Source organism: Nocardia sp. CA-128927 (genome assembly GCF_050955855.1).
Classification (GTDB): domain Bacteria; phylum Actinomycetota; class Actinomycetes; order Mycobacteriales; family Mycobacteriaceae; genus Nocardia.
The window spans coordinates 9,307,612-9,330,835 of record NZ_CP192087.1 but is presented as its reverse complement, the minus strand read 5'-3'; the positions used below and the strand labels follow the sequence as shown (position 1 = coordinate 9,330,835).

Sequence of the window (23,224 nt, the reverse complement as noted above, 5' to 3'; positions counted from 1 at the left end):
CCTCGCGGACCGGGCATGATCGTCCTATGACCTCTCTGGAAAGCAAGGCCAAGGCATTCCTCGCACTGCACCGCCCGGGCGATCCCGCCGTACTGCCCACCGTGTGGGACGCGTGGTCGGCGAAGGTCGCGGTGGACGCCGGGTTTGCGGCGCTCACCGTGGGCAGTCATCCGGTCGCCGACTCGATCGGGCGCGCCGACGGCGAGGGCATGACGTTCGCCGAGTCGCTCACCCGGGTCCGGCAGATCACCGAGACCGTCGAGGTGCCGGTCTCGGTCGATATCGAGTCGGGCTACGGCCTCGAACCGGCCCAGCTGATCGAGGGCCTGCTCGAGGCGGGCGCCGTCGGCCTGAACATCGAGGACACCGTGCACAGCGAGGGCAAGCGCCTGCGCGCACCGCAGGAGCACGCAGACCTGGTGCACGGCCTGCGCCAGTTCGCCGATGCGGCCGGCGTGCACGTGGTGGTCAACGCCAGGACCGACCTGTTCATCCGCCAGGACGGCGATGAGGCCGATCGGGTCGACCGCGCCATCGAGCGCCTCGGGCTCGCCGCCGCGGCGGGCGCCGACGTGCTCTTCCCGGCGGGCGCGCAGGGCGATGCCGCCGTGCGTCGGCTGACCAGCGAACTGTCCCTGCCCATCAGCATGGTCGGGGTCCCGGACAAGTCCGACAAGGCGGTGCTCGCGGATCAGGGCGTTGCCCGGATCAGCTTCGGCCCCCTCCTGCAGCGCGCCCTCACCGCGGAGATCGAACGTCTCCTCGCTCGCTGGAAGTAACTCGACACCGACGAGTGGCACACCATCGAGAGTCCTTCTCGGCGAACGTCGCAGCTATGTGCCACTCGTCGTCGGTGCCCTGAGATGTTCGAGGCCCGCCGAGGTATGGCGGCGCGCCGGTTGCTATGTGGCTGTCGTGGAGGGTGATTCGCGGGGTAGATCATCGGCCGCTGAATGCCTAAGTGGGGGAAACGGTTTCAGGTGGGCAGGCCGAGTGTTGTGTTGACGAAGTGAACGAACAGCGGAATCAGGTCGGGGACGCGAGCGGGGCCGTCGGACACGATGACTCGGCGGGTGCGTTCGCCGATCGCGTCCGGGATCAGGGCGATCAGCTCATCGGAAACCTCGGGTAAGGCCGGATCCGCCTGGCGCGCTTGGTTGTAGAAGAGGCGGTACAGCTCGGCGAACCGGTCGACGGCCAGGTCGCGGTAGTCGACTGCGGCCTGGTTCACCTTGAACGATTCGACGAGCACCAATCGGGCGAAATCCGGTTCGGTGGCGACGGTTTCGCAGAAGGTGCCGACAATCGACTCGATCCTGGCGTACACGTCGGCTGTCGGCGCGAGCTGCGCCAGCTCCTCGGCGATCCGGGTGGCCACGATATCCACCCCGGTGTGCACCGCCTCCACGAAGCACTCTTCCTTGTTCGCGAAGTGTTCATAGAAGGTGCTGCGCGAGACTCGCGCTCGGGCAACGATATCGGTGAGCGTCGTGCCGGAATAGCCCTTGCTGTCGACGCATTGGACCATCGCCTCGATGAGTCGACCGCGTTGCGAGACCAGCACGGCATCGCGCGCCGCCCGATGCCGGTCGGCGAAGCTGTTCTGCGGCATGGGTGTCGAGTCGGTCGCCTGTTGTCTTCGCATGGGTGCCCTCCCTGATCGGCGAACATGAACATTCGTAACCCAGCATTATGCGTCTGTGCGCCAGGGGATTACGCGCCGGTACGCAACGATGGCCGTTTCGGTCCGGGATCAGGGTGCGCGGGTTGGCTTCTGGAGAGCCGCGCAATGCCGTCAACGCGGCGCGGCCGCAGTCTGATTCGACTGCGGCCGCGCCCGTTTACTTCCTGCAGCGATCCTCGCGGATCAGTCCTTCGGCTCGATGTACTTGGGGTACACCGGTTCCGGTGCGGGCAGCACCACACCCGGCACGATCGGCGTCGCGAGATCGGCGAAGGTGCGTTCCTGCTGGCCGAGCTGATCGAGGATCTTGCTCGCCGAGGCGGGCATCACCGGCTGCACCAGGATCGCGACGATCCGCAGCACCTCGAGCGTCACGTACAGCACCGTCGCCTCGCGGGCCAGATCCTCCGGGGTACCGGACTTGGCCAGCGCCCACGGCGCCTGCGCGGAGAAGTACTTGTTCGTCTCGCCGAGGGTCAGCCAGATCGCTTCCAGCGCGAGATGCATTTGCTGCGCGTCGTATTCGGCGCGGCAGCGGTCCAGCAGCCCGTTCGTCAGATCCAGCAGCTTCCGGTCGGCGTCGGTGAACTCACCCGGCGTCGGCACCACGCCACCGCAGTCGCGCGCGACCAGCTTGGTGCTGCGCTGTACCAGGTTGCCGAACTCGTTGGCCAGGTCGGAGTTGATCCGGCCGACGATCGCGTCGTGGCTGTAGCTGCCGTCCTGCCCGTAGGAGATCTCGCGCAGCAGGAAGAAGCGCACCGCGTCCACGCCGTAGGCCTCGACCAGCTCCAGCGGGTCGACCACATTGCCGACCGACTTGGACATCTTCTCGCCCTTGTTGTACAGGAACCCGTGCACGAAAACGCGTTTCGGCAACTCGACGCCCGCCGACAGCAGGAACGCGGGCCAGTACACGGTGTGGAACTTGGTGATGTCCTTGCCGATGATGTGCACGTCGGCGGGCCAGAACTGCTGGAACGCAGCGGATTCGGTGTCCGGGAAGCCGACGCCGGTGATGTAGTTGGTGAGCGCGTCAACCCACACGTACATCACGTGATCGGGATGGCCGGGCACCGGCACACCCCAGTCGAACGTGGTGCGCGAGATGGACAGATCCTTCAGTCCCGCCTTGACGTAGCTGACGATCTCGTTGCGACGCGTTGCGGGCGCGATGAATTCGGGATGCTCCTCGTAGAGCGCGAGCAGCTTGTCCTGGTAGGCGGAGAGCCGGAAGAAGAAGTTCGACTCCTCGGTCCAGGTGACCGGCGTCTTCGACTCGGTGGAGATCCGGGTGCCGTCGTCGAGCAGCGTGGTCTCTTCCTCGGTGTAGAAGGCCTCGTCGCGCACCGAGTACCAGCCCGAGTAGTTGCCGAGGTAGATATCGCCGTTGGCGAGCATCCGCTCCCAGATCGCGGCGCTGGCCACCTGGTGGTCCTCGTCGGTGGTGCGGATGAACCGGTCGAAGGAGACGTCGAGGGTCTTGTCCAGCGCCTCGAACACGTCGGAGTTGCGCGCCGCGAGCTCCTGCACCGGGACGCCCTCGGCGACGGCCGTCTGCTGCATCTTCTGACCGTGCTCGTCGGTGCCCGTCATGAAGAAGACGTCGTACCCGTCGAGCCGCTTGAACCGGGCGATGGCGTCGGCCGAGATGTACTCGTACGCATGCCCGATGTGCGGCGCACCGTTCGGGTAGGCGATGGCCGTGGTGATATAGAAGGCGGGGCGGTCAGCTTCGCTCATGGTGTGTCTACTGTAATGGCCGTGGTTTCCTACCTTCACGCGAATATCCGCTGCGCCGTTTCCCCGGTTGCCGCGGCCGAGCCGACCGGTGCCGATTCCACGGTGAGCGGCGGTTTTCGATGAGTAGCAAGCGCCCCGCACCGGATCTGCCGGAGCCGCTCGCCCCGATCATCGACGCGCACACCCACCTCGATGCCTGCGGTGCCACCGATGCGGCCTCCACCGCAGTGATCGTGGACCGCGCCGCCTCGGTCGGTGTCGGCCAGGTGGTCACCGTCGCCGACGACCTCGCCGCCGCGCAGTGGGCAGTGCAGGCCGCGAACTGGGACCCGCGCGTCTACGCCGCGGTCGCGCTGCACCCGACCCGCGCCAACGCGCTCGACGATGCCGCGAAGGTCGAACTCGAACGTCTCGCCGCGGACCCGCGTGTGGTGGCGATCGGCGAGACCGGTCTCGACTACTACTGGCCGGGCAAGCTCGAGGGGTGCGCCGACATCGAGACCCAGGTCGAGGGCTTCCGCTGGCACATCGACCTGGCGAAGCGGCTGCGTAAACCGCTGATGATCCACAACCGCGAGGCCGACCACGATTTGCTGACGGTGCTGCTGGACGAGGGCGCGCCGTCGACCGTGATCTTCCATTGCTTCTCTTCGGATACCAACATGGCGCTGGCCTGCGTGGCAGAGGGTTATGTGCTCAGTTTCTCCGGCACGGTGAGTTTCAAGAATGCGCATGAGCTGCGCGAGGCCGCCAAAGTTGTGCCGGACGAGCTGATTCTGGTCGAAACGGACGCACCGTATTTAACGCCGCATCCATTCCGTGGTGCTCCCAACGAACCGTATTGCCTGCCGTACACCGTGCGCGCATTAGCGGAACTACGCGAACAGGACGCCGCCGAATTGGCGAAGATCACCACGGCGAACGCGCGCCGCGTCTACGGAATCTGACCAAACCGCTATTTTCCGGCTATTCGAGTACCCGCAAGGGGGCTGGATATGCCCTGTGTGTCTTAGGTCACATCGATAGGCATATATCGTGATCAACCTGCGGCAGCGATATCTGTTCGTGATATTGAAAGACCCAGCTGAAGCAAGTGAAGGTTGTCTACCCCCAACCCCCTCGTTATCGTACTGTGACCATGTCCCCATTCACGCGAATCAACCAGTCCCGCTCGCCGCTGCTGTACGCGGCGGTCGGTGCGCTGTTGATGACACTGATCGTCGGCGCCGGCCTGGCGATCGTGAACCGCAAGACGGTGACGGTCGTCGTCGACGGTGAGAAGCGCGTCGAGACGACGATGTCCCTCAACGTCCGCGGCGTGCTGCGGGCCGCCGGGTTCGCCGTGACCGAGCGCGACCGGGTGGCCCCCGCCCTGGCCGCGAAGATCGGCGACGGCGCCACCATCACGCTCAACCGGGCGCGTGAGGTCAAGCTCATGGTCGACGGCCAGGCGCGCAGTGTGTGGACCACCGGCCTGACCGCCGGTGAGGCGCTCGAGCAGCTGAGCCTGCCCAAAGAGGTCTACGTATCGCCGGCGCGAGGCGAGAAGCTTCCGCTGGAAGGCGCCGCGCTGAACGTCGCGACGCCGCGTTCGGTCTCGCTGCTCGACGGCATCGGCGCCCCCGTCGACGTCCGGCTCGCCGCGCCGACGGTCGGTGAATTCCTCAAGGCGGCAGGCATTCCGCTGATCGAGCAGGACACCGTGGAGCCCGCCGCGACCACCCCGCTCACCGAAGGCGCGCGAATCACGGTGACCCGCAAGCGGATCGAGAACCGGACCGAGACGCTGCCGCTCGACCCGCCGGAGAACGTGATCGAAGACCCGACCATGAACATGAGCCGCTCGATAGTGGAGACCCAGGGCGCGCCCGGCGTCCAGGACGTCACCTTCGCGGTCACCATGGTCAACGGCACCGAGGTGGACCGTAAGCCGATCGGCTCGAACGTGACCGTTACCGCGCAGCCGAAGACCGTGCGCAAGGGCGCCAAGCCGGGCACCGAGGTGCCGCCGGTGCGCGACGGCGCGACCTGGGATGCGCTGGCCCGCTGCGAATCCACCGGCAACTGGGCTATCAACAACGGCAACGGTTACTACGGCGGCATCCAATTCGACCAGGGCACCTGGGAACGCCAGGGCGGCAACAAGTACGCACCGCGCGCCGACCTCGCGACCCGCGAAGAGCAGATCGCCATCGCCGAGATCACCCGCGCCCGTCAGGGTTGGGGCGCCTGGCCCGCCTGCACCAGCCGCCTCGGCATCAGCTGACCACTGCCGCACACCTTCTGATTTTCAGCATACGAAACCGCATGCGATTCCTTATGCGGGGAATCAGGACCTGTGCGGCTGCGGGCGTGAGCCCCGTTACTGCCTGGGATTCCTTGGTGTTTCTTCCGATTCGCTAGGCGGTCACGCTGACCTGGCAGTATCTCGTCGATCTGTACACTCGTCCGGGTTTGTGACGGTGTGGGTCGGGTCAGTGAGGTGTGGTTTATGCGGGTTGTTCAGGTGTGCAGGCGTGCGGTGGCAGTGGCCACGTTGTCGGCCAGTGCCGCGTTGTTCGTGAATGTCGCTCCGGCGCAGGCGGAAACTGCGGGGACGCTGATCTCGGTGGAAGCGCAGCCGGACGGCTGGCACGGGGTCTCCGGCGGCTCGGTGCTCGAGTACTGGATGCGTGGCTCGGACGGAACTCCCCGGCAGGCCAGCGGCGCGCTGTTCGTCCCGCAGGGCACGCCGCCCGCGGCCGGCTGGCCGGTCATCGCCTACGACCACGGCACCAGCGGTCTCGGAGCGGGCTGCGGTGGGCAGGCCGATCCGGCAGGTCATCCGTATCAACAGATCCGGTCCAAAGAGGATCAGCTGATTCAAGGTCTGCTCGCGCAGGGCTTCGCTGTCGTCGCGCCCGACTACCTCGGACTCGGCCGCTTCGACACCGGTCCGCACCCGTACCTGGAGATCGCCACCGAGGCGACGGCCACGATCGACCTGCTGCGCGCCGCCCGCACCACCCACCCCGAACTGTCGCGCACCTGGGCCGTGCTCGGGGTATCGCAGGGCGGCCAAGCCGCGCTCGGCACCGGCCACCTGCAGGCCACCTACGCACCCGACCTCGACTTCCGCGGCACCATCGCGATCGACCCCGAATCCGATGTGGAGAAACTGCTGCCGCTGGCCGGGCCGGTCATCCCCACCATCCCCGGCAACGACGGCGCGATGAGCTTCTTCGTCAGCATCCTGGCCGGGCTGCGCGCCGCCCGCCCCGACGTGCACGTCGACGACTACCTCACCCCGCAGGGCCGCGCGGTCCTCGACAGCGTCGGCACCCGCTGCCTGGACGGCATCACCGATCGCGTGCACGGCCTCGGCGTCGGCGACCTGCTCGCCCGGCCGCTCGCCGAGGAGCCCATCCGCTCCGCCCTCGACACCTACCTCACCGTGCCGACCTCCGGCTACGACGCCCCGATCCTGTTGCTGCTCAACATCACCGACACCACCGTGCCGTCCCCGCTACACGCCGCCCTAGCCGCCCAGCTCGCCGCCAACGGCGTCGACTTCCAGACCGTCACCGGTACCGGCCGCCACACCCAGCTCAACCCCGCCATGCAAGCGGCCATCGATACGTTCCTGAACCGCATCAAAGCGACACCTGCCCAGTCGTAAGCGCGTCCCGCGCACAACATCGCCCGCCGCGCACGCAATTGCCAGCTGTTTCGTGCGCAGCCGGAGGACACGTGCGCGGCGAACAACGCCTCGACCCGGACGGCAGCCACTTGTTGCCGCGCATGGCTTCGCCTGCCGCGCCTCGATTGGGGTGCCGCGCACGCAATTGCTGTCTGTTTTGTGCGCGGCCGGCGAACTTGTGCGCGGCGAGGCAAGGGGTGTGCGGCGTCAGCCGCCATCGGGAGACGTTGCGTGGGGACAGGCTGGCGGGTTGATAGGTTCTTCAGGTGTCCGAACCTGAAGTTGCTGCTCGTGGGAGTGCCGCGTTGCTGGGGCCCGCCGAAGTGCGGGTGCTGGCCGAGCGACTCGGCGTGCGACCGACCAAGCAGCTCGGGCAGAACTTCGTGCACGACGGGAACACGGTGCGGCGGATCGTCGCGGCGGCCGGGGTCGGGCGCGACGATGTGGTGCTCGAGGTCGGTCCGGGTTTGGGTTCGCTGACGTTGGCGTTGCTCGACGTGGTCGATTCGGTGGTCGCCGTCGAGATTGATCCGGTGCTCGCCCGGCACCTTCCGGTGACCGTCGCGGACCGGGCACCGGAACTGGCCGACCGACTGACGGTGGTCGAGGCGGACGCACTGCGGATCTCCGCCGCGGACCTCCCGGTGGCACCGACCGCGCTGGTCGCCAACCTCCCATACAACGTGGCCGTACCGGTCCTGCTCCACCTGCTGGCCGAATTGCCAAGCATCGCAGTCTCTTTGGTGATGGTGCAGGCAGAGGTGGCCGACCGCCTGGCCGCCGCTCCCGGCAGCCGCATCTACGGCGTACCCAGCGTGAAGGCGGGCTTCTTCGGCACCGTCCGCCGCGCGGGCGCCGTCGGCACCCAGGTCTTCTGGCCCGTCCCCCGCGTCGACTCCGGCCTGGTCCGCGTCGACCGCTACACCGAACCCCCCTGGCCGATCGACGACGACCACCGCCGCCGAGTCTGGGAGGTAGTCGACGCCGCCTTCGCCCAACGCCGCAAAACCCTCCGCGCCGCCCTCGCAGGCTGGGCAGGTTCCCCCGCCGAAGCCGAACGCCGCCTCCTCGCCGCCGACATAGCCCCCACCGCCCGCGGCGAAACCCTCGACACCGCAGCCTTCGTCCGCCTCGCCGCCCAGGGCTGACTACCGCGCCTGCTGCTGGGCACGCGAATCGCACAACCAATCCGTCGGACGACCTGATTAGGCTGGCGCGGTGCTCGAGATCGTTGCGAAGGAAGTGCAAGTTCGGCAACTCGGCGTCGGAGATCTGGCAGCCTGTCTGGATCTCGCGGCGGACCGTGCGTGGCCGCGGGAGGAAGCCAAGTGGCGGCTCTTGCTGGAACTCGGCGGTGGCTATGGGATCGACGATCCACACGGAGGTTTGGCGGGAACGGTCTTCCTGACCGAAGTAGCGCCGAGCATCGGCGCGGTAGGCATGCTGCTGGTCGCCGGCCGGTACGGCGGTCGTGGCCTGGGCTACCGCTTGATGAACGAGGCGTTGGCCGCTGCGGATTGCGCCACCGTGTTCCTGTACGCGACCGAGGCGGGTCGGCCGCTTTATACAAAGCTGGGTTTCCGGGTCGTGGATGAGGTGGTCAAGCACACCGGAGTCGGCACGCGGTCAACAGCTTCCATAGCGGCACCAGATGTCCGGAAGGGTGGAATCGGGGACCTGCCGGCGCTGGTCAGGCTGGACCAGCAAGCTTTCGGCGCCGACCGGAGCATGCTGCTGCGGCGCGTGCTCCCGATCGCCGACCGGGTAGTGATCGCGGACGGGGGTTACGTGGTTGCCTGGCGCAACCTCGGCACTGTGCATGCGGGGCCTTTGGTCGCGGACTCGGTGCGTACTGCGAAGGCATTGCTCGATGCCGCACTCCCGGAGGGGAGTTCGACGCGCGTCGACCTGTGTTCCGGTGGGGTGGCCGAGCTCAGCGGCTGGTTGATCGAGCGCGGGCTGACGGCTCATCCGCCGTCTCCGCTCATGGTGCTCGGCGAGGATCTGCCCGGAAATCGGGCGATGCTGCTGGCACCTTTCACCCAGGCACTTGGCTGAGCGCTAAATACTGATTGCGGCACAAAGGCTTTCGCTGAACATTGACGCTCAGACAGAACCTTTGCGCTCAACGGAACGTCCGCAGGCGCAGGCTGTTGGTGACAACGAAGATGCTGGAAAGGGCCATGGCGGCGCCTGCGAGCATGGGGTTGAGGAGGCCTGCTGCGGCCAGGGGGATGGCGGCGATGTTGTAGCCGAAGGCCCAGAACAGGTTTCCCTTGATGGTGTGCAGGGTGGCGCGGGAGAGGCGGATAGCGGCGCCGACGGTGCGTAGATCGCCGCGGACCAGGGTGATGTCGCTTGCTTCGATGGCGACGTCGGCGCCGGTGCCCATGGCCAGGCCGAGATCGGCTCGAGCCAGGGCGGCGGCATCGTTGACGCCGTCGCCGACCATCGCGACTACTTTGCCGTCGCGCTGCAGGTTTCGTACCGCGTCGAGTTTGCCGCTGGGCAAGACCTCCGCGATCACCTCATCGATGCCGACCTGCTCGGCGACCGTGCGTGCGGTGGCGGCGTTGTCGCCGGTGAGCAGGATGGGGGTCAGTCCGAGGGCGCGGAGTTCGGTAACCGCCTGGACGCTGGACGGTTTGATGGCGTCCGCGACGACGAGGATGCCGCGGGCGACACCGTCCCAGGCGATCGCGACGACGGTGCCGCCCGCGTGTTCGGCGGCCGATTGTGCGGCGGCGAGCGGGTCGGGCAGTGGAATGGACCCGAGCAGTTCGGCGCGGCCGATGACGACATCGCGTTCGTCGACGAACCCCGCCACGCCCGTGCCGCTGTGACTGACGAACTGCCGCACCGGTTTCAGCGCGAGCCCGCGTTCGGCGGCATGCGCGACGATCGCCCGCGCGATGGGATGCTCGGACCCGTGCTCCACCGATGCGGCGAACACCAGCACTTCGTCGGCGTCGATGCCGTCGGCGGTGACGATGTCGGACAGCGTCATTCGCCCCGTGGTCACCGTGCCGGTCTTGTCCAGCAATACGGTGTCGATGCGCCGGGTGGATTCCAGCACCTGCGGGCCCTTGATGAGAATGCCGAGCTGCGCACCGCGTCCGGTACCGACGAGCAGGGCGGTCGGCGTCGCGAGCCCCAGCGCGCACGGGCAGGCGATGATGAGCACGGCGACGGCAGTGCCGATAGCGACCGCAGCGGAAGCGCCGGTGCCCAACCAGAATCCGAGCGTCATGGTGGCGATGGCGAACACGATCGGCACGAAGACACCGGCGGCCCGGTCGGCGAGCCGCTGCACCGGCGCCTTACCGTTCTGCGCGTCCTCGACCAGCGCCGCCATCTGCGCCAACTGGGTATCCGCGCCGATCCGGGTGGCGCGCACGGTCAGCAGACCACCCGCGTTCACGGTGGCACCGACCACGGCATCGCCTGGGCCGACTTCGGCAGGCAGTGACTCGCCGGTCAGCAGGCTCTGGTCGAGCGCCGAATTCCCTTCGACCACAACGCCATCTGTGGCGACCTTCGCGCCGGGCCGGACCAGGAACAGCTCACCGACCCGCAAGTCCGTTACGGAAACCAGCATCTCGGTGCCGTCGCGCAGCACCGACACGTCCTTGGCGCCGAGCTCGAACAATGCCCGCAGCGCCGAACCCGCCCGCTCCTTGGCCCGCGTCTCGAAGTACCGACCGGCGAGAATGAAGACGATCAGACCGGCTGCCACCTCGAAATACACGGCCGACGAGGCGTCCGAGCGTTGGATCGCGAGACTGAACGAGTGCTTCATCCCGGGCATCCCGGCCTGCCCGAACACCAGCGCGTACAGCGACCACCCGAAGGCGGCCAGCGTGCCGACCGACACGAGCGTGTCCATGGTCGAGGTGGCGTGCCGGGCATTCGTCCACGCCGCGTGATGGAATCCGGCCCCACCCCAGAGCACCACCGGCGCGGTGAGGGCGAGCGAAACCCATTGCCAGTTCTCGAATTGCAGCGCCGGAATCATCGCCAACACGATCACCGGCAGCGCGAGCACGATGCTGATCAGTAGCTTGCGTCGAAGCGCGCCGAGACTGGCATACTGGTCGGTTTGTGTTGCGGCCGAACTGAATACGTGCGCCGCGTACCCCGCATCGACAACGTGTTCTACCAGTGAATCCGGTGAAACGGATTGTGGATAACTTACTTTTGCCTTTTCCGTGGCGAAGTTCACGGTCGCCGTGACGCCGTCGATTCGGTTGAGCCGCTTCTCGATCCGCGCGGCACAGGAAGCGCAGGTCATCCCGCCGATCTCCAGCTCGATCGAGCGCAGGTCGGCGGGTGCGGACATCAGTGCCCGCCACCCTGATGCGGTGTGCCGCCGGATGTGGATGGGCCTGTGGATGATTCGACCATAGAAGCTTCCATGGTGAACTCGGCGGTATGTACCGCGCCGCCGTGCGAGAAGTCTAGATACAGCCGATATGCGCCCGCACTCGGGGCCTGTGCATGGAACGCGACCTCGGGTCCGGCCGGCGTGCGGCCGACCTCGCCTTCCGGATGTACGTGCAGGTAGGCGAGGTCATTCGCACGCAACGCGACGAGATGTGCGTAGGCGCCGAGATACGGTTCCAGATCGGTAACCGGCGAGCCGCCGCGGGTGATCGTGAATCGCGGCTCGCTACCGGCTGTGCCGAGATCGCCGGTCGCGGCGACCTGGTAACCGTCCACCGTCGCGGTCCGCGCGGGCGGCGGAAGCGGTTGCGGCTCAACTGTTCCCGTCGCGTTGATGGTCCGACTGAGCACCAGCCCGCCGGGCTCGTTGCCCGCGGTCTCCGGCATGAAGTCGGTGAACACCCGATAGGTGCCCGGCTGCGCCCAGGTCCAGTCGATCGACCAGGTGCCCGCCGCGTCCATGGTCGGATGCACGTGCCGATACTGCGTGGTGTCGGATCGGACGACGATAAGGTGCAGCTTCTTGTTGTGCTGGGTACGGAACCCGACGACCGGCGCGCCGTCCGGCCCGGTGATCCGAAAGCGCAGGGTACCGGCCTGATTCGGCGCCGTCGGCGCGCTGAGGTCGGCGAGGGTGTAACCGGATCGACTCGCCGCGAGCCCCGTGTCCGCCCCGGCCGAGTGCGTCATGCCGTCCGGCGCGGGCTCGGCCGGATCGCCCACCAGGGCGCCGATGCCGAGCGCGACACCGAACAACACGACGAGCGCACCGCCGAAGGCGGCGAACTTCAGCCGGTCTTGCATCAGACCGCGACCTCGTAGCCTGCCTCGTCCACGGCGGCGACGATGTCGGCATCGGCGATCGGTGCGGCGCTGTCGACCGTGACCGCGCCGCTGGCGAGATCCACGTCGACACCGGTGACACCGTCGATCTTGCCGATCTCCGTCTTGACGGAGCTCACGCAGTGCCCGCAGGTCATCCCCGTGACGGTGTAGGTGGAACTGGGCATCTCCGACTCCTTCGCTCATTCTCCATCATACGGGCCGGGGGTACCCCGACTCGACCGAACATACCCCCAGCGGGTATTGGGCGCAAGTGGCAAGGTGGTCGCTCACCGCGTGCGCCACGACCGTACTGCGAGCGTCGCCGCGGCGACGAAAACCGCTCCGACTGCTGCGATCACGATGTGCGGCCGGCCGAGCGTCTCGTTTCCCACCGTCAGGTAGATCCCGACATTGATCAACCAGTGCCCGACCGCCGCGACCAGCACCCGCTGCCAGAGACCGCCGGTGCCGAGCGCGCCGAGCAGCGCCGCGAACGCCATTGTCGACACGAAGAACGACACCGCGACCACCGGGCCCGCACCGAACGCCTGCACATGCCACAGCGCCCACATCGCACCGGTCACCGCGATCGCTACGACCCGGCGCATCCGTGATTCCAGCAGTGGTTGCAGGAAGCCGCGCCACCCGATCTCCTCGCCGGTCGCGCCGACGAGCTGGATAACGACGAACACCACGAAGGGCGCGCCGCCGACCGCCACGGGTCCGACCAGGTCGCGCCCGGCCAGTGCCGTTGCCCCGGCGATCAATAGCGAGAGCAGCACGCACGCCGCCACGATGTAGCCGAGATTCTCGCGAACCTGTCGAGCGGATACCGGCGCGGGAAGCAATGGACCGAGCACCTTGCGGCCGATGAGCCAGGTGACCAGCGCGCCGAGCGCGGGAGCGAACTGGACCAGCGACAACGCCGCCGGATCGATGCCCGAAACCGGTTGCAGCGCAAGCATCGCCGCCGAGCCGAGCAGCGTGGCCAGGACATAGATCCCGATGAATGTCCAGAACGTTCGGGCAGGTGGCGGCACGGTCCGCACTACGCCGAGGGGTGGATCGGTGGGAATTGCAGGCTGAGTTATCACGGAAAAAGCGTCACATCGCGCTTGCACTGTGCGGTTCCCTCTTCAGGGCCATTTCTCGCGCGGCGCTGTCATCCTTCCGGAGGGCGGCGGCTACCTCGCTCGGCCCCAGCCGTACATGGCCAACTCGGCGACCTTCTCCAGTTCCGCTCGGCTCGCGCCATCCCTGGCCGCCTGCGACATCCCCTGCATCACCGTGCCGACATAGCGAGCCAAGGTGGACGCGTCGTCCTCGGTAACCAAGACGCCCGAGTCCATATCGGCCTGGATCCGTTCCATGAACAACCCGAGATTCCGACTGCGCAACTCCCGCAGCATGTCGGCGACCTCGCCGCTGTTCGTGTTGATGCCCGCGCTGATCACCAAGCAGCCGCGCGGACAGTCGGGCCGGGTGTACTCCACCGCCGCCTCGCGCAGGGTGCGTCGCATGGCCGCCTCGGCGGTCGGCTCCTCGGCGAGCGCACGCGCCATGAAGTCGCCGTACTTCGCACCGAAACTCTGGACTGCTTCCTTGAACAACGTCGTCTTGTCGCCGAATGCCGCGTAGAGGCTCGGCGCGCCGATACCCATCGCTGCGGTCAGGTCGCCGATCGAGGTGGCCTCGTAACCACGTGCCCAGAACAGCCGCAGCGCCTGCTCCAGCGCGGCGTCCCGGTCGAACGAACGCGGCCTGCCTCGGGTCGTGGTGCTCATGAAATCCATTCTATAGCGATCGCTATAGAATGTGTTAGTGTCCTGTTCTGTAGTGATCGCTAGAGAAAGGAGCCCATGATGGGCGCACTGACAGGCAAGACCGCACTGGTGACCGGCGGCAGCCGTGGCATCGGCCGGGGCATTGCCGAACGGCTCGGCCGGGACGGGGCGCGGGTGGCGGTGCACTACAACGGGAACGCGCAGGCGGCCAAGGAGGTCGTCGCCGCGATCGAGGCGGAGGGCGGCTCGGCCTTCGCGATCCGCGCCGAACTCGGCGTACCCGACGACGCCGCGGCACTGTGGTCCGCCTTCGACGCACACGCGGACGGGGTCGACATCCTGGTCAACAACGCGGGCATCGACGGCAGCCGCGAACCGATCGAAGCCACCGACGAGGCGGCCTACGACCGGGTCTTCGCGGTCAACGCCAAGGCGCCGTTCTTCGTCACCAAGCTCGGCCTGGACCGGATGCGCGACGGCGGCCGCATCATCAATCTCTCGACCGGTCTCACCAATGGCGCGCGCATGCCGCAGTTGCTCGCGTACACGATGACCAAGGGTGCGATCGACGCCTTCACCAGCGTGCTGGCCAAGCAGGTCGGTGCGTGCGGCATCACGGTGAACGCGGTGGCACCCGGCATCATCGACACCGATATGAACGCCAGTTTCTTGAACAATGCCGAGACCGTGGCGGCGGTGGCGGCCATGTCTCCGCTGAAGCGGCTCGGCCAACCCGCCGACGTGGCCGATGTCGTCGGATTCCTCGCCTCCGCCGACGCCCGCTGGGTTACCGGACAGTGGATCGATGCCACCGGCGGGGGGCTGCTGTAACCGAATGATTCACAGACGGTGAAAGGCCGATATCGAGCCGCGCGACGGCCAGGACCACCCATTAGGCTAGGGCACCGTGCTGTCAGTTGTGCCGAGCCCCATCACCGTGCGGGCGCCGTCGAAGGTGAACCTCCACCTCGGAGTCGGTGACCTGCGCGCCGATGGGTTCCACGACCTGACAACGGTGTTCCAGGCGCTGTCGCTCAGCGACGATGTGGAGATCGCCCCGGCGGCCTCGCTGGCCGTGCGGGTGTCCGGCGAGGGCGCCGCCGACGTGCCGACCGATCGAACCAACCTGGTGTGGAAGGCGGCCGTCCGGCTCGCGCATCTGGCCGGCCGGGCGCCACTGGTGGAATTCGCTATCGCCAAGGGCATTCCGGTGGCGGGCGGGATGGCCGGCGGCAGCGCGGACGGCGCGGCGGCGCTGGTCGGCCTCAATGAACTGTGGGATCTCGGGCTCACCCGCGAGGAACTCACCGCGGTGGCGGCCGAACTTGGTAGCGACGTCCCGTTCGCGCTGCACGGCGGCACCGCGCTCGGCACCGGACGCGGCGAGCGGCTGCTTCCGGTGTTGTCCCGCAACAGCTTTCACTGGGTGCTCGCGCTGGCCAAGGGCGGGCTGTCCACCCCGGCGGTGTTCGCGGAACTCGACCGGCTGCGCGAGCACGGCAGCCCGCCGCGGCTCGGCGAACCGCAACAGCTGATGCAGGCCTTGGCCTTCGGTGATCCGAAACAGCTTGCGCCGCTGTTGGGTAACGACCTGCAGGCGGCCGCGTTATCGCTGAAACCGGAGCTGCGCCGGACGCTGCGCGCCGGTGTCAACGCGGGCGCGCTCGCGGGCTTGGTCTCCGGGTCCGGTCCCACGTGCGCATTCCTTTGTGAGAGTGAGGAATCCGCGGTATCGGTGGCGGCGGAGCTGGCGGGCGCGGGGGTCTGCCGCAGCATTCGGACCGCGAGCGGCCCGGTCCCCGGCGCCCGCGTCCTCAACAGCGATACTCCCGGCAAGCGGTAATCGCGCCTGAAGCGCCCTTCAGCTGAATCGTGAAGGGCGCCTCAGTCGGTCGTAGTTCAGGCGATGACGTCGGCGAGACGGTCGACCTGGTCGGCGTCGCCGCCGTAGCAGTAGAGCATGACCTCGTCGGCGCCGAGATCATCGAATTGCTTGATGGCGGAACGGATCGCGTCGGGGGTGGTGAGCATCCCCTCCAGCATGTAATCGGCGCGGCCGCTGAATTCGTAGTAGCCACCCATCGAGGCGCGGGCCTCGTCGATCAGGTCCTGGTCGCCGAGGACGACGTTGACCTGGGCGACGATGCGCGGCGCGCCGGAACGGCCGTTGTCGGTCCAGGATTTGCGCACGGTGTCGAACAACCGGCCGGCCCAGGCGGCCGGGGCAGCGGCGAGAAAGCCACCGCCCCAACGGCCTACGCGTTCGAGCGCGGCGGGCTGGAAGCCGCCGAACAGGATCTCGGGGCCTTCGGGAAGCAGCGGCGCGGGACCGATCGGACCGCAGTCGGGGCCGTATGGCGCGCCGGACCAGACGCGACGCATGATCTCCATCTGCTCGTCCAGGCGGCGGCCGCGGGTTTTCAGGTCGGTGCCGGAGGCGATGTGGTCGTCCTCGCGACCGCCGACACCGAGACCGAGCACGAAGCGTCCGCCGGACATCCGGTCCAGCGTCGCGACCTGCTTGGCGAGCAGCGTCGGCTCGCGCAGCGGTGCGAGCAGCACCTCGGTTTGGAGCTTGATGCGGGTGGTGGCACCCGCGGCGATGGCCAGCGCGACGAGCGGTTCGGGATTGTCGTAGACGAGCCGGTCGAGCAGGCCGAGGGTGGAGAACGGGCCCGCATCGGCGCGGCGGGCCCAGTCGAGCAGAACGGTGGGATCGGAGATGGGCAGACCGAGACCGACGTGCATGGGAGAACCTCCATGAGAGAAGCGAACTGGATGTTGCCGCCCTCGCACCTAGTCACCCGAGGTGGGGCTCCCATTCTGCGGCTATGTTTCTGGAGAGCACCTGTTTTACTAACTTCGTTCGTAACGAACGTTGTTCGTTGACATCAATCTAGACGAACATCGTTCGTTCCGCAAGAGGGGTTTGCCGCGGGGAGCGGAACGGCCGGGTTAGGGAGCTCAGTACGCTGGCCCAGGGCAAGCAACTCGCCCGCCGCTGCAAGAACCGGAAGGATTCATGTCCAACCTGATCAACCTCGAGCAGGTCTCCAAGAGCTTTGGGATCACGCCACTCCTAAACAACGTGTCGATGGGCGTCCACGCGGGCGAGCGCATCGGCGTTGTCGGTCTCAACGGTGGCGGCAAGACCACACTGCTCGAGGTGCTCACCGGACTCGAGCCGCCGGACAGCGGACGGGTCAGCCGCGTCGGCGGGCTGCGGATCGCGACGGTGACGCAGCGCGGGGTACTGCCCCCGGGGTCGACCGTCGGCGATGTGGTGCTGGCCGGTCTGGCCGACGACGCGATGACGGATGATGTCGCCGAACACGAATGGGCCGCGAACCCGCGCATCCGTTCGGTGATGGAGGGCATCGGCATCGCCGGGCTCGGCCTGGAAACTCTGATCGACAACCTGTCCGGTGGCGAGCGCCGCCGCGTCGCGCTGGCCGCCGCGCTGGTCCGCGATCTCGATCTGCTCGTGCTCGACGAGCCGACCAACCACCTCGACGTCGAGGGCGTGCAGTGGCTGGCCCAGCACCTGCTCAACCGCCGCAGCTCGCTCGTCGTCGTGACCCACGATCGCTGGTTCCTCGACACCGTCGCCACCAACACCTGGGAGGTCGTCGGCGGCAAGGTCGAAACCTACGAGGGCGGCTACGGCGACTGGATCTTCGCCCGCGCCGAACGCGCCAGGCAGGCCGACGCCTCCGAGGCCCGCCGCGCCAACCTGGCTCGCAAGGAACTGGCCTGGCTGCGCCGCGGCGCGAAGGCCCGCACCTCCAAGCCGCGCTATCGGGTGGAGGCCGCCGAGGCGCTCATCGCCGATGTGCCCGCGCCACGCGACAGCGTCTCGCTGGCCGCGTTCGCGCGAAAGCGCCTGGGGCGGGTCGTCATCGAGCTCGAGGACACCACCCTCACCACCCCGGACGGCCGGGAGTTGGTGCGCGACTTGACCTGGCGGCTCGCGCCGGGGGAGCGGGTCGGCCTGGTCGGCGTGAACGGCTCCGGCAAGACGACCTTGCTGCGCACGCTGGCAGGCGAAACGGAACCGGCGGTCGGCAAGCGTATTCAGGGCCAGACGGTGCAGATCGGTTGGCTGCGGCAGGAACTCGACGACTTGCCCACCAATATGCGCGTGCTGGAAGCGGTACAGCAGGTCGCGCAGCGAATCATGCTCGGCGACAAGGAGATCTCGGCGGGTCAGCTCGCCGAACGGCTCGGCTTCACCCCGGCCCGCCAGCGCACCCCGGTCGGCGACCTGTCCGGCGGCGAGCGGCGCAGGCTGCAGCTGACCCGCATCCTGATGGCCGAGCCGAACGTGCTGCTGCTCGACGAGCCGACCAACGACCTGGACATCGACACCCTGCAACAGCTGGAGGACCTGCTCGACAACTGGGCGGGCACCCTCGTCGTGATCAGCCACGACCGGTACCTGATCGAGCGCATCTGCGACTCCACCTGGGCGCTGTTCGGCGACGGCAAGCTCACCAACCTGCCCGGCGGCATCGACGAGTACCTGAAGAAGCGTGCCGCACAGGGTGATACCGCGATCCGCTCGGGCGACGCGAAGGCCGCACCGGTGACCGACGCCGCGACCCAGCGCGCCGCCCGCAAGGAACTGTCCAAGCTGGAACGGTCCATCGAGAAGTTCGACGAGCGCGAGCGCAAGCTGCACGCCGCGCTGGCCGAGGCCGCGACCGACCCGGACAAGCTGGTCAAGCTCAACGCCGAGCTCAAGCAGGTGGTCGCGGAAAAGGAAGCCGCCGAGGAACGTTGGATGGAGCTGGCGGACGGGTAACCGTTCCGTCAGTGCCCGGCGGCGCGGTCGTCCTGGATCGCGACCGGCAGGCAGGTGCGCACGAAGTCGCCACCGAACCCGGTGAGCGCCACGCTGCGGTAGATCACCTTCGTGCCGAAACCGGAGCGCTTCAACAACTCCCGTACCGGGCCCTGCGCCTCCAGCAGCTGGTATCGATGCGGATTGCCGACGGGCTCGCGCGCGTGCTCGACCAGACCGAGCCTGCGCAAGTTGGTCAGATACTGCTGGATCCGGTTCGGAAAACGCAGCCCGGCCTGCTCGCCGACCAGCGTCAGCATCGAGCCGACCCGCTCCGCGCCGAGCGCGCGTGGGCGGCCGGTGCGGATGTCGATCGACGGCTGCGGGCCGTCCAGGTGCAGGAAGCGCAGGATCCGCGCCTCGTCCGGGGTCAGCTCGGCCAGCATGCCCGCGAACGCCGGATGGTTCTCCTCGTCGCCGTGCGTGCTCGCCGACAACCGCAGCAGCGCCGCGCCCTGCTCGCGCAGTGTGGGAACGGCCTGCGTGGCAGGCTCATTCGGCGCCTCGGCGAAGCCGAGCGCCTGGCGCAACCGGTCGCGCATCTCGGCCTCGGCCTCGGCCAGCACTTCTCGCGGCGGCACGCCCTGGATGCTGCGCCGCACGACCGTCGAGGTGACGCCGACCGCGGTGCCGACACCCCACGCCGTCACGCCGGTCGCCGCGCTCCAGGCCACCCGGGCCACGCCGGTGGCCGCGCGCACGCCCGCGATGGGATAGGGCACCCGCGAAGCTGATTCGTCGTGGCGAACGACTTTGTTGTCCGGCCGCCGGGCGAGCTCCGTCGATGGCGTAGCGGCCTCGGAGGAGTGCTCGGCGGCCCCGGCATCGTCGCCGGGGTCGGATTTCGCTACAGCCATGTGGTCGCCACTCCTGTTCCGAATATCAGAATATGAGCGTATCCGGCGAACAGGCCCAACACGCCGCCATGGAGAAAAAGCAGCCACTCATCTTGTTTGATGGCCGATCTCAGCATGTCGACGAAGTCCGGCGGCTTCAGTGCCGCCATCTGTTTGGCGATGTAGGTGTTGATCTGGCGGCCCTGGCGAACGTTGAACTCCGGGTCGGCAAAGGCGATCGGGGCGATGGCCATGGCCTCGGCGGTGAAGGTGTCCTGCAGCGAGTCGTAGTCGCGGCTGCCGAGCATGAACTTGACGGCCGGCCTGGCCGGGCCGAGCGCGCGGTCGGCGGCGGGCCGGAGGGTGTCCTCCAGCATCTGGATGGTGCGGTCCGAGCGCGGGCCGTTGAGCAGCTCGTCGCCGATGTTGGCGACCGTCAGCACCTGGCTGGACACCAATTCGGCATAGCCGTCGGTGATTTCGGACTGGCGTTTGATCAGCAGACCCTGCCGCCACGGGCACCACCACTTGGGGTAGGCGGGCGCGAAGATCATATTGATGCCGACCCAGTTGACCACCCAGCCGATCACCACGCCGCCGATCGGCAGCACGACCAGCGTGGACCAACCGGTGAAGTGCAGGATGGCGACCAGCACGACGCCCATCGGCGCGCCGAAGTAGAAACCGAAGTTGATCATGAACCGCAACTCTTTCGCGCCGAGCACTTGGAACAGCGTGTTGAGCAGTTGCGGCCGGCCCTGGAAGTAACGAATCACCATCTGCTTCACGTCGAGCAGTTGATCAATATTCGCGCCTAATTCATCTGTCAGCTCGCGCAGAATATCCGGCAGTTGTTGCTTGACCCTGGCCTGCACCATGTCCCGCACTTGGCTCGGCAGGTTGTACCAGAGCTGTGGATGTTCGCGCTTGAGAATATCTTCGACGATGGTCTGGATCTGTTCGTCGGCGATGCTCGCGAGATGTTCGGCGAGCTTGTCCGGCTCCAGCTCGCGATAGAAATCGGCGACGCTGCCCAGTTTGGCGAGGCCCTTGTCGACCGCGATGCTCGCCATCTTGTCCGCGCGCGAGGGAACGATGCCCTGCCAGCCGAATCTGCCGTCGTAACTCAGTAGCGGAAGCACCTGAATTCTTTTGGGCAGGAAGGGATACAGCGCGCGAAGTCCAGGTAGTCGGAAGCCGTGGAACGCGATCGGCTGGAACAGCATGAGCACGCCGGTCCAGTTGGTGATGTATCCGATGATTCCCGTGAAAAGTGGGATAGTCAGAAGCTCTAGCAGGATTGTTGGGTGGACACCGAACACACTCTCTAACACGACACCCTCCTGCCGACACACCGGTGACCGCCGCCTCACCGGAACATCAAAGTAGCACCATGTCGGCACCGGGACCTTATTGTGAGGGGAACAGCTGGGTCCACCTCGAGTGCGTGGTGCCACAGTCCCGCATGCCGAGATATCGGTCACAGTGTTTGTGCGGAATGCCGCATCGGCAGAGAGCGACGGCGAGAATGACCAGCGACACAGGGGGAAGTAATCTGTGGGGCGGGATTCGTTCACCTGGCGATATCGGAGTATGACGTGGCAGACGACAGGACCGGACAGGACGCTCGGGGTCGGCAGCCGTCGGAGCCTGCGGAGACGGCGGGGTGGGTAAATACAGCCCGAGCCGGTTCCCGCGCCGTTGAGCGCAGCTCGGATGTCGAACAGCGGCAGATCAGCAACGAGGCACGGTTGATTCGCGGGGTATTCCGCGCGGCCGGCGTCGCGGCGGGCAGTGTGGTGCGCGGCGGGCAGTGGGCGGTCGGCACCACGTTCGAGGTCACCAAGGAGATCACCCAGGCCGCGCTGGACGGTGAGTCGTCCGCCGATATCGCGGAACGAACCGGAAATGCGTTGCGCTCCATAGCCCGTAGCGCGCTCGGCGTCACCGAGGGTTCGGTGCGCGAGATCGTCAGTTACGTGCCGACGCCGAACGGCCCGGGCAACAACAGCGGCGCGCAGCAGCAGGCGCTCGCCGTCGGCTCCTATCTTCGTTCGGCGAGTACCGATGAGTTGCGCCGCCGCGGCGACGCGTTGCTCGCGCGCTCCGCCGACGTCTACTTCACCGAAGACGTGCACCCCGCCTACGACCGCATCCTCGACGAACTGGCGCCCGACGAGGCCCGCATCCTGCGCTTCATGGCGCAGAACGGCCCGCAGCCCTCGGTCGATGTGCGGACCAACCGGCCGCTGGGCATCGGCTCCGAACTGGTCCAAGGGGATCTGACCTCGGTGCCGGAACAGGCGGGCGTCCGTTATCCGGACCGGTCACGCCCTTACCTGATCAACCTGAGTCGGCTCGGGTTGACGCTGGTCTCCGATGACCCGGTGGTGCTGAGCCGATACATGGTGCTCGAGGTGCAGCCGGTAGTAGAGGCCGCGTTGAAGAAGGCCGGTCGCGCACCGAAAATCGTGCGCAAGAGTCTGCGTCTCACCGAGTTCGGCGAGGACTTCTGCCGCACCTGCTTCACCATCGCCAATTAGCCAGAAGGTTCGTTAAACGACTGTTCCCTCGGTCAGCTACTGATAACAACGGCGGGCCGTCATCACCGCGCTCCGGGGAAGCGGACACGGAGGGTACAAATCTCCCAATTCGTGAAGCCGGAAGGCTTTGGATGGGATTGTTAAGTATGGATCAGGGAACCGGCGGGCAGGGGCGCGGCGACCCGAGTGCGGGTGGCGGCGGACAGGAGCGGGGTAACCCCGGGATCGACATCGGCGGGCGCGGCGATCCCGCGGCAGACGCGGGTGAGCAGGGGCGCCGAGAGGGCCGACCGCGCGTCGACGATCGCAGACTCGACGACGTCACCGCGATCAGCAGACTGAAGTTCCGCTACCTACGCAGCCTCGACACGAAATCCTGGGATGAGTTCGCGGACACCATGATTCCGGACGCGACCGCCACCTACAGCGAATACCTGCAGTTCGAATCGCGCGACGCGTTCCTCGCGTTCATGCGCAACACCCTCGGCCCGCACGTCATCACCGAGCACCGCTGCGACCATCCCGAGATCGATGTCGACGGTGATTCCGCGACCGGCACCTGGTACCTCGCCGACACCGTGCTCATTCCCGGTCACAACATGTTGCTGCGCGGCGCGGCCTTCTATTCCGACGAATACGTGCGCTGCGACGACGGCAGCTGGCGCATTTCGCACACCGGTTACGAACGCACCTACGAAGTGGTGCTCTCCCTGAGCGATCTGCCCAGCCTGCGCCTGACCTCGAGCCGTTGGGGTCTGATCTCCAGAGAAGACGGCGTCATTTCCTCGGTCGAACGCGATCCGGGCGCACCACCTGTGCGGCGCGAGCCGGAAGCAGGCTGAAC

Annotated in this window: 20 protein-coding genes and 1 pseudogene; 11 read left to right on the top strand and 10 right to left on the bottom strand. The window is 67.2% G+C overall.

Annotation, left to right across the window (positions count from 1 at the left end; genetic code table 11):
- The first annotated feature begins 26 nt into the window (after window positions 1-26).
- The gene (locus ACQPW1_RS43460) at window positions 27-779 is read left to right on the top strand and encodes an isocitrate lyase/PEP mutase family protein (protein ID WP_433659281.1); all 753 of its coding nucleotides are present in this window, start codon (window positions 27-29) and stop codon (window positions 777-779) included.
- Window positions 780-976: 197 nt separating this feature from the next.
- Here ACQPW1_RS43460 and ACQPW1_RS43455 read toward each other — a convergent pair whose 3' ends face one another.
- Entirely contained in the window at window positions 977-1,645 is a 669-nt protein-coding gene (locus tag ACQPW1_RS43455) for a TetR/AcrR family transcriptional regulator (RefSeq protein WP_433659279.1), read from the bottom strand.
- A 222-nt stretch (window positions 1,646-1,867) separates the two neighbouring features.
- Entirely contained in the window at window positions 1,868-3,466 is a 1,599-nt protein-coding gene (gene metG / locus ACQPW1_RS43450) for a methionine--tRNA ligase (protein WP_433659277.1), read from the bottom strand.
- An 80-nt stretch (window positions 3,467-3,546) separates the two neighbouring features.
- Between metG and ACQPW1_RS43445 the strand changes: the two genes are divergently transcribed.
- The 5 genes from ACQPW1_RS43445 (at window position 3,547) to ACQPW1_RS43425 (ending at window position 9,164) form a co-directional block, all read left to right on the top strand.
- Window positions 3,547-4,374: a TatD family hydrolase gene (locus ACQPW1_RS43445; RefSeq protein WP_433659275.1), complete on the top strand. Its 828-nt coding sequence runs from the start codon at window positions 3,547-3,549 to the stop codon at window positions 4,372-4,374.
- A gap of 191 nt (window positions 4,375-4,565) precedes the next feature.
- Complete coding sequence (locus ACQPW1_RS43440; RefSeq protein WP_433659273.1) at window positions 4,566-5,693, top strand: transglycosylase family protein; 1,128 nt, start codon at window positions 4,566-4,568, stop codon at window positions 5,691-5,693.
- Between the two features lie 225 nt (window positions 5,694-5,918).
- A complete protein-coding gene (locus ACQPW1_RS43435) occupies window positions 5,919-7,085 on the top strand; it encodes an alpha/beta fold hydrolase (RefSeq protein ID WP_433659271.1) in 1,167 nt (388 codons plus the stop codon).
- A 287-nt stretch (window positions 7,086-7,372) separates the two neighbouring features.
- The gene (gene rsmA, locus ACQPW1_RS43430; RefSeq protein ID WP_433659270.1) at window positions 7,373-8,254 is read left to right on the top strand and encodes a 16S rRNA (adenine(1518)-N(6)/adenine(1519)-N(6))-dimethyltransferase RsmA; all 882 of its coding nucleotides are present in this window, start codon (window positions 7,373-7,375) and stop codon (window positions 8,252-8,254) included.
- A 70-nt stretch (window positions 8,255-8,324) separates the two neighbouring features.
- Complete coding sequence (locus ACQPW1_RS43425; RefSeq protein ID WP_433659268.1) at window positions 8,325-9,164, top strand: GNAT family N-acetyltransferase; 840 nt, start codon at window positions 8,325-8,327, stop codon at window positions 9,162-9,164.
- A 67-nt stretch (window positions 9,165-9,231) separates the two neighbouring features.
- Here the strand turns inward: ACQPW1_RS43425 and ACQPW1_RS43420 are convergent, their stop codons facing one another.
- The 5 genes from ACQPW1_RS43420 to ACQPW1_RS43400 form a co-directional block, all read right to left on the bottom strand.
- Entirely contained in the window at window positions 9,232-11,445 is a 2,214-nt protein-coding gene (locus tag ACQPW1_RS43420; RefSeq protein WP_433659266.1) for a heavy metal translocating P-type ATPase, read from the bottom strand.
- Window positions 11,445-12,353, bottom strand: coding sequence for a hypothetical protein (locus tag ACQPW1_RS43415; RefSeq protein ID WP_433659264.1), 909 nt, complete (start codon window positions 12,351-12,353; stop codon window positions 11,445-11,447). Before ACQPW1_RS43415 ends, ACQPW1_RS43420 begins: the two co-directional genes overlap by 1 nt.
- Window positions 12,353-12,559 (bottom strand): heavy-metal-associated domain-containing protein, encoded by a 207-nt coding sequence (locus ACQPW1_RS43410; RefSeq protein ID WP_433659262.1) that lies wholly within the window; start codon window positions 12,557-12,559, stop codon window positions 12,353-12,355. The genes ACQPW1_RS43415 and ACQPW1_RS43410 overlap by 1 nt, the downstream gene beginning before the upstream one ends.
- A 102-nt stretch (window positions 12,560-12,661) precedes the next feature.
- Entirely contained in the window at window positions 12,662-13,468 is an 807-nt protein-coding gene (locus ACQPW1_RS43405) for a CPBP family intramembrane glutamic endopeptidase (RefSeq protein ID WP_433659260.1), read from the bottom strand.
- Between the two features lie 90 nt (window positions 13,469-13,558).
- The gene (locus tag ACQPW1_RS43400; protein ID WP_433659258.1) at window positions 13,559-14,158 is read right to left on the bottom strand and encodes a TetR/AcrR family transcriptional regulator; all 600 of its coding nucleotides are present in this window, start codon (window positions 14,156-14,158) and stop codon (window positions 13,559-13,561) included.
- Window positions 14,159-14,236: 78 nt separating this feature from the next.
- Here ACQPW1_RS43400 and ACQPW1_RS43395 point away from each other — a divergent pair, with 78 nt between their 5' ends.
- The gene (locus ACQPW1_RS43395) at window positions 14,237-14,989 is read left to right on the top strand and encodes an SDR family oxidoreductase (protein ID WP_433659256.1); all 753 of its coding nucleotides are present in this window, start codon (window positions 14,237-14,239) and stop codon (window positions 14,987-14,989) included.
- A 76-nt stretch (window positions 14,990-15,065) separates the two neighbouring features.
- A complete protein-coding gene (locus tag ACQPW1_RS43390) occupies window positions 15,066-16,001 on the top strand; it encodes a 4-(cytidine 5'-diphospho)-2-C-methyl-D-erythritol kinase (protein WP_433659254.1) in 936 nt (311 codons plus the stop codon).
- A 56-nt stretch (window positions 16,002-16,057) separates the two neighbouring features.
- On the opposite strand, the gene ACQPW1_RS43385 is transcribed toward ACQPW1_RS43390, so the two are convergent.
- Entirely contained in the window at window positions 16,058-16,906 is an 849-nt protein-coding gene (locus ACQPW1_RS43385) for an LLM class flavin-dependent oxidoreductase (protein WP_433659253.1), read from the bottom strand.
- 274 nt (window positions 16,907-17,180) lie between these two features.
- Between ACQPW1_RS43385 and ACQPW1_RS43380 the strand changes: the two genes are divergently transcribed.
- The gene (locus ACQPW1_RS43380; RefSeq protein WP_433659251.1) at window positions 17,181-18,962 is read left to right on the top strand and encodes an ABC-F family ATP-binding cassette domain-containing protein; all 1,782 of its coding nucleotides are present in this window, start codon (window positions 17,181-17,183) and stop codon (window positions 18,960-18,962) included.
- Between the two features lie 8 nt (window positions 18,963-18,970).
- On the opposite strand, the gene ACQPW1_RS43375 is transcribed toward ACQPW1_RS43380, so the two are convergent.
- Window positions 18,971-19,858 (bottom strand): Abi-alpha family protein, encoded by an 888-nt coding sequence (locus ACQPW1_RS43375; RefSeq protein WP_433659249.1) that lies wholly within the window; start codon window positions 19,856-19,858, stop codon window positions 18,971-18,973.
- On the bottom strand, window positions 19,849-21,159 hold the full coding sequence (locus ACQPW1_RS43370; RefSeq protein ID WP_433659247.1) for a hypothetical protein: 1,311 nt from the start codon (window positions 21,157-21,159) through the stop codon (window positions 19,849-19,851). Before ACQPW1_RS43370 ends, ACQPW1_RS43375 begins: the two co-directional genes overlap by 10 nt.
- A gap of 276 nt (window positions 21,160-21,435) precedes the next feature.
- Between ACQPW1_RS43370 and ACQPW1_RS43365 the strand changes: the two genes are divergently transcribed.
- Together ACQPW1_RS43365 and ACQPW1_RS43360 are read left to right on the top strand one after the other, a co-directional pair.
- Window positions 21,436-22,380 (top strand): Abi-alpha family protein, encoded by a 945-nt coding sequence (locus tag ACQPW1_RS43365; protein WP_433659245.1) that lies wholly within the window; start codon window positions 21,436-21,438, stop codon window positions 22,378-22,380.
- A gap of 314 nt (window positions 22,381-22,694) precedes the next feature.
- Window positions 22,695-23,222: pseudogene (locus ACQPW1_RS43360) on the top strand (nuclear transport factor 2 family protein); the annotation flags it as partial.
- Between the last annotated feature and the right edge of the window lie 2 nt (window positions 23,223-23,224).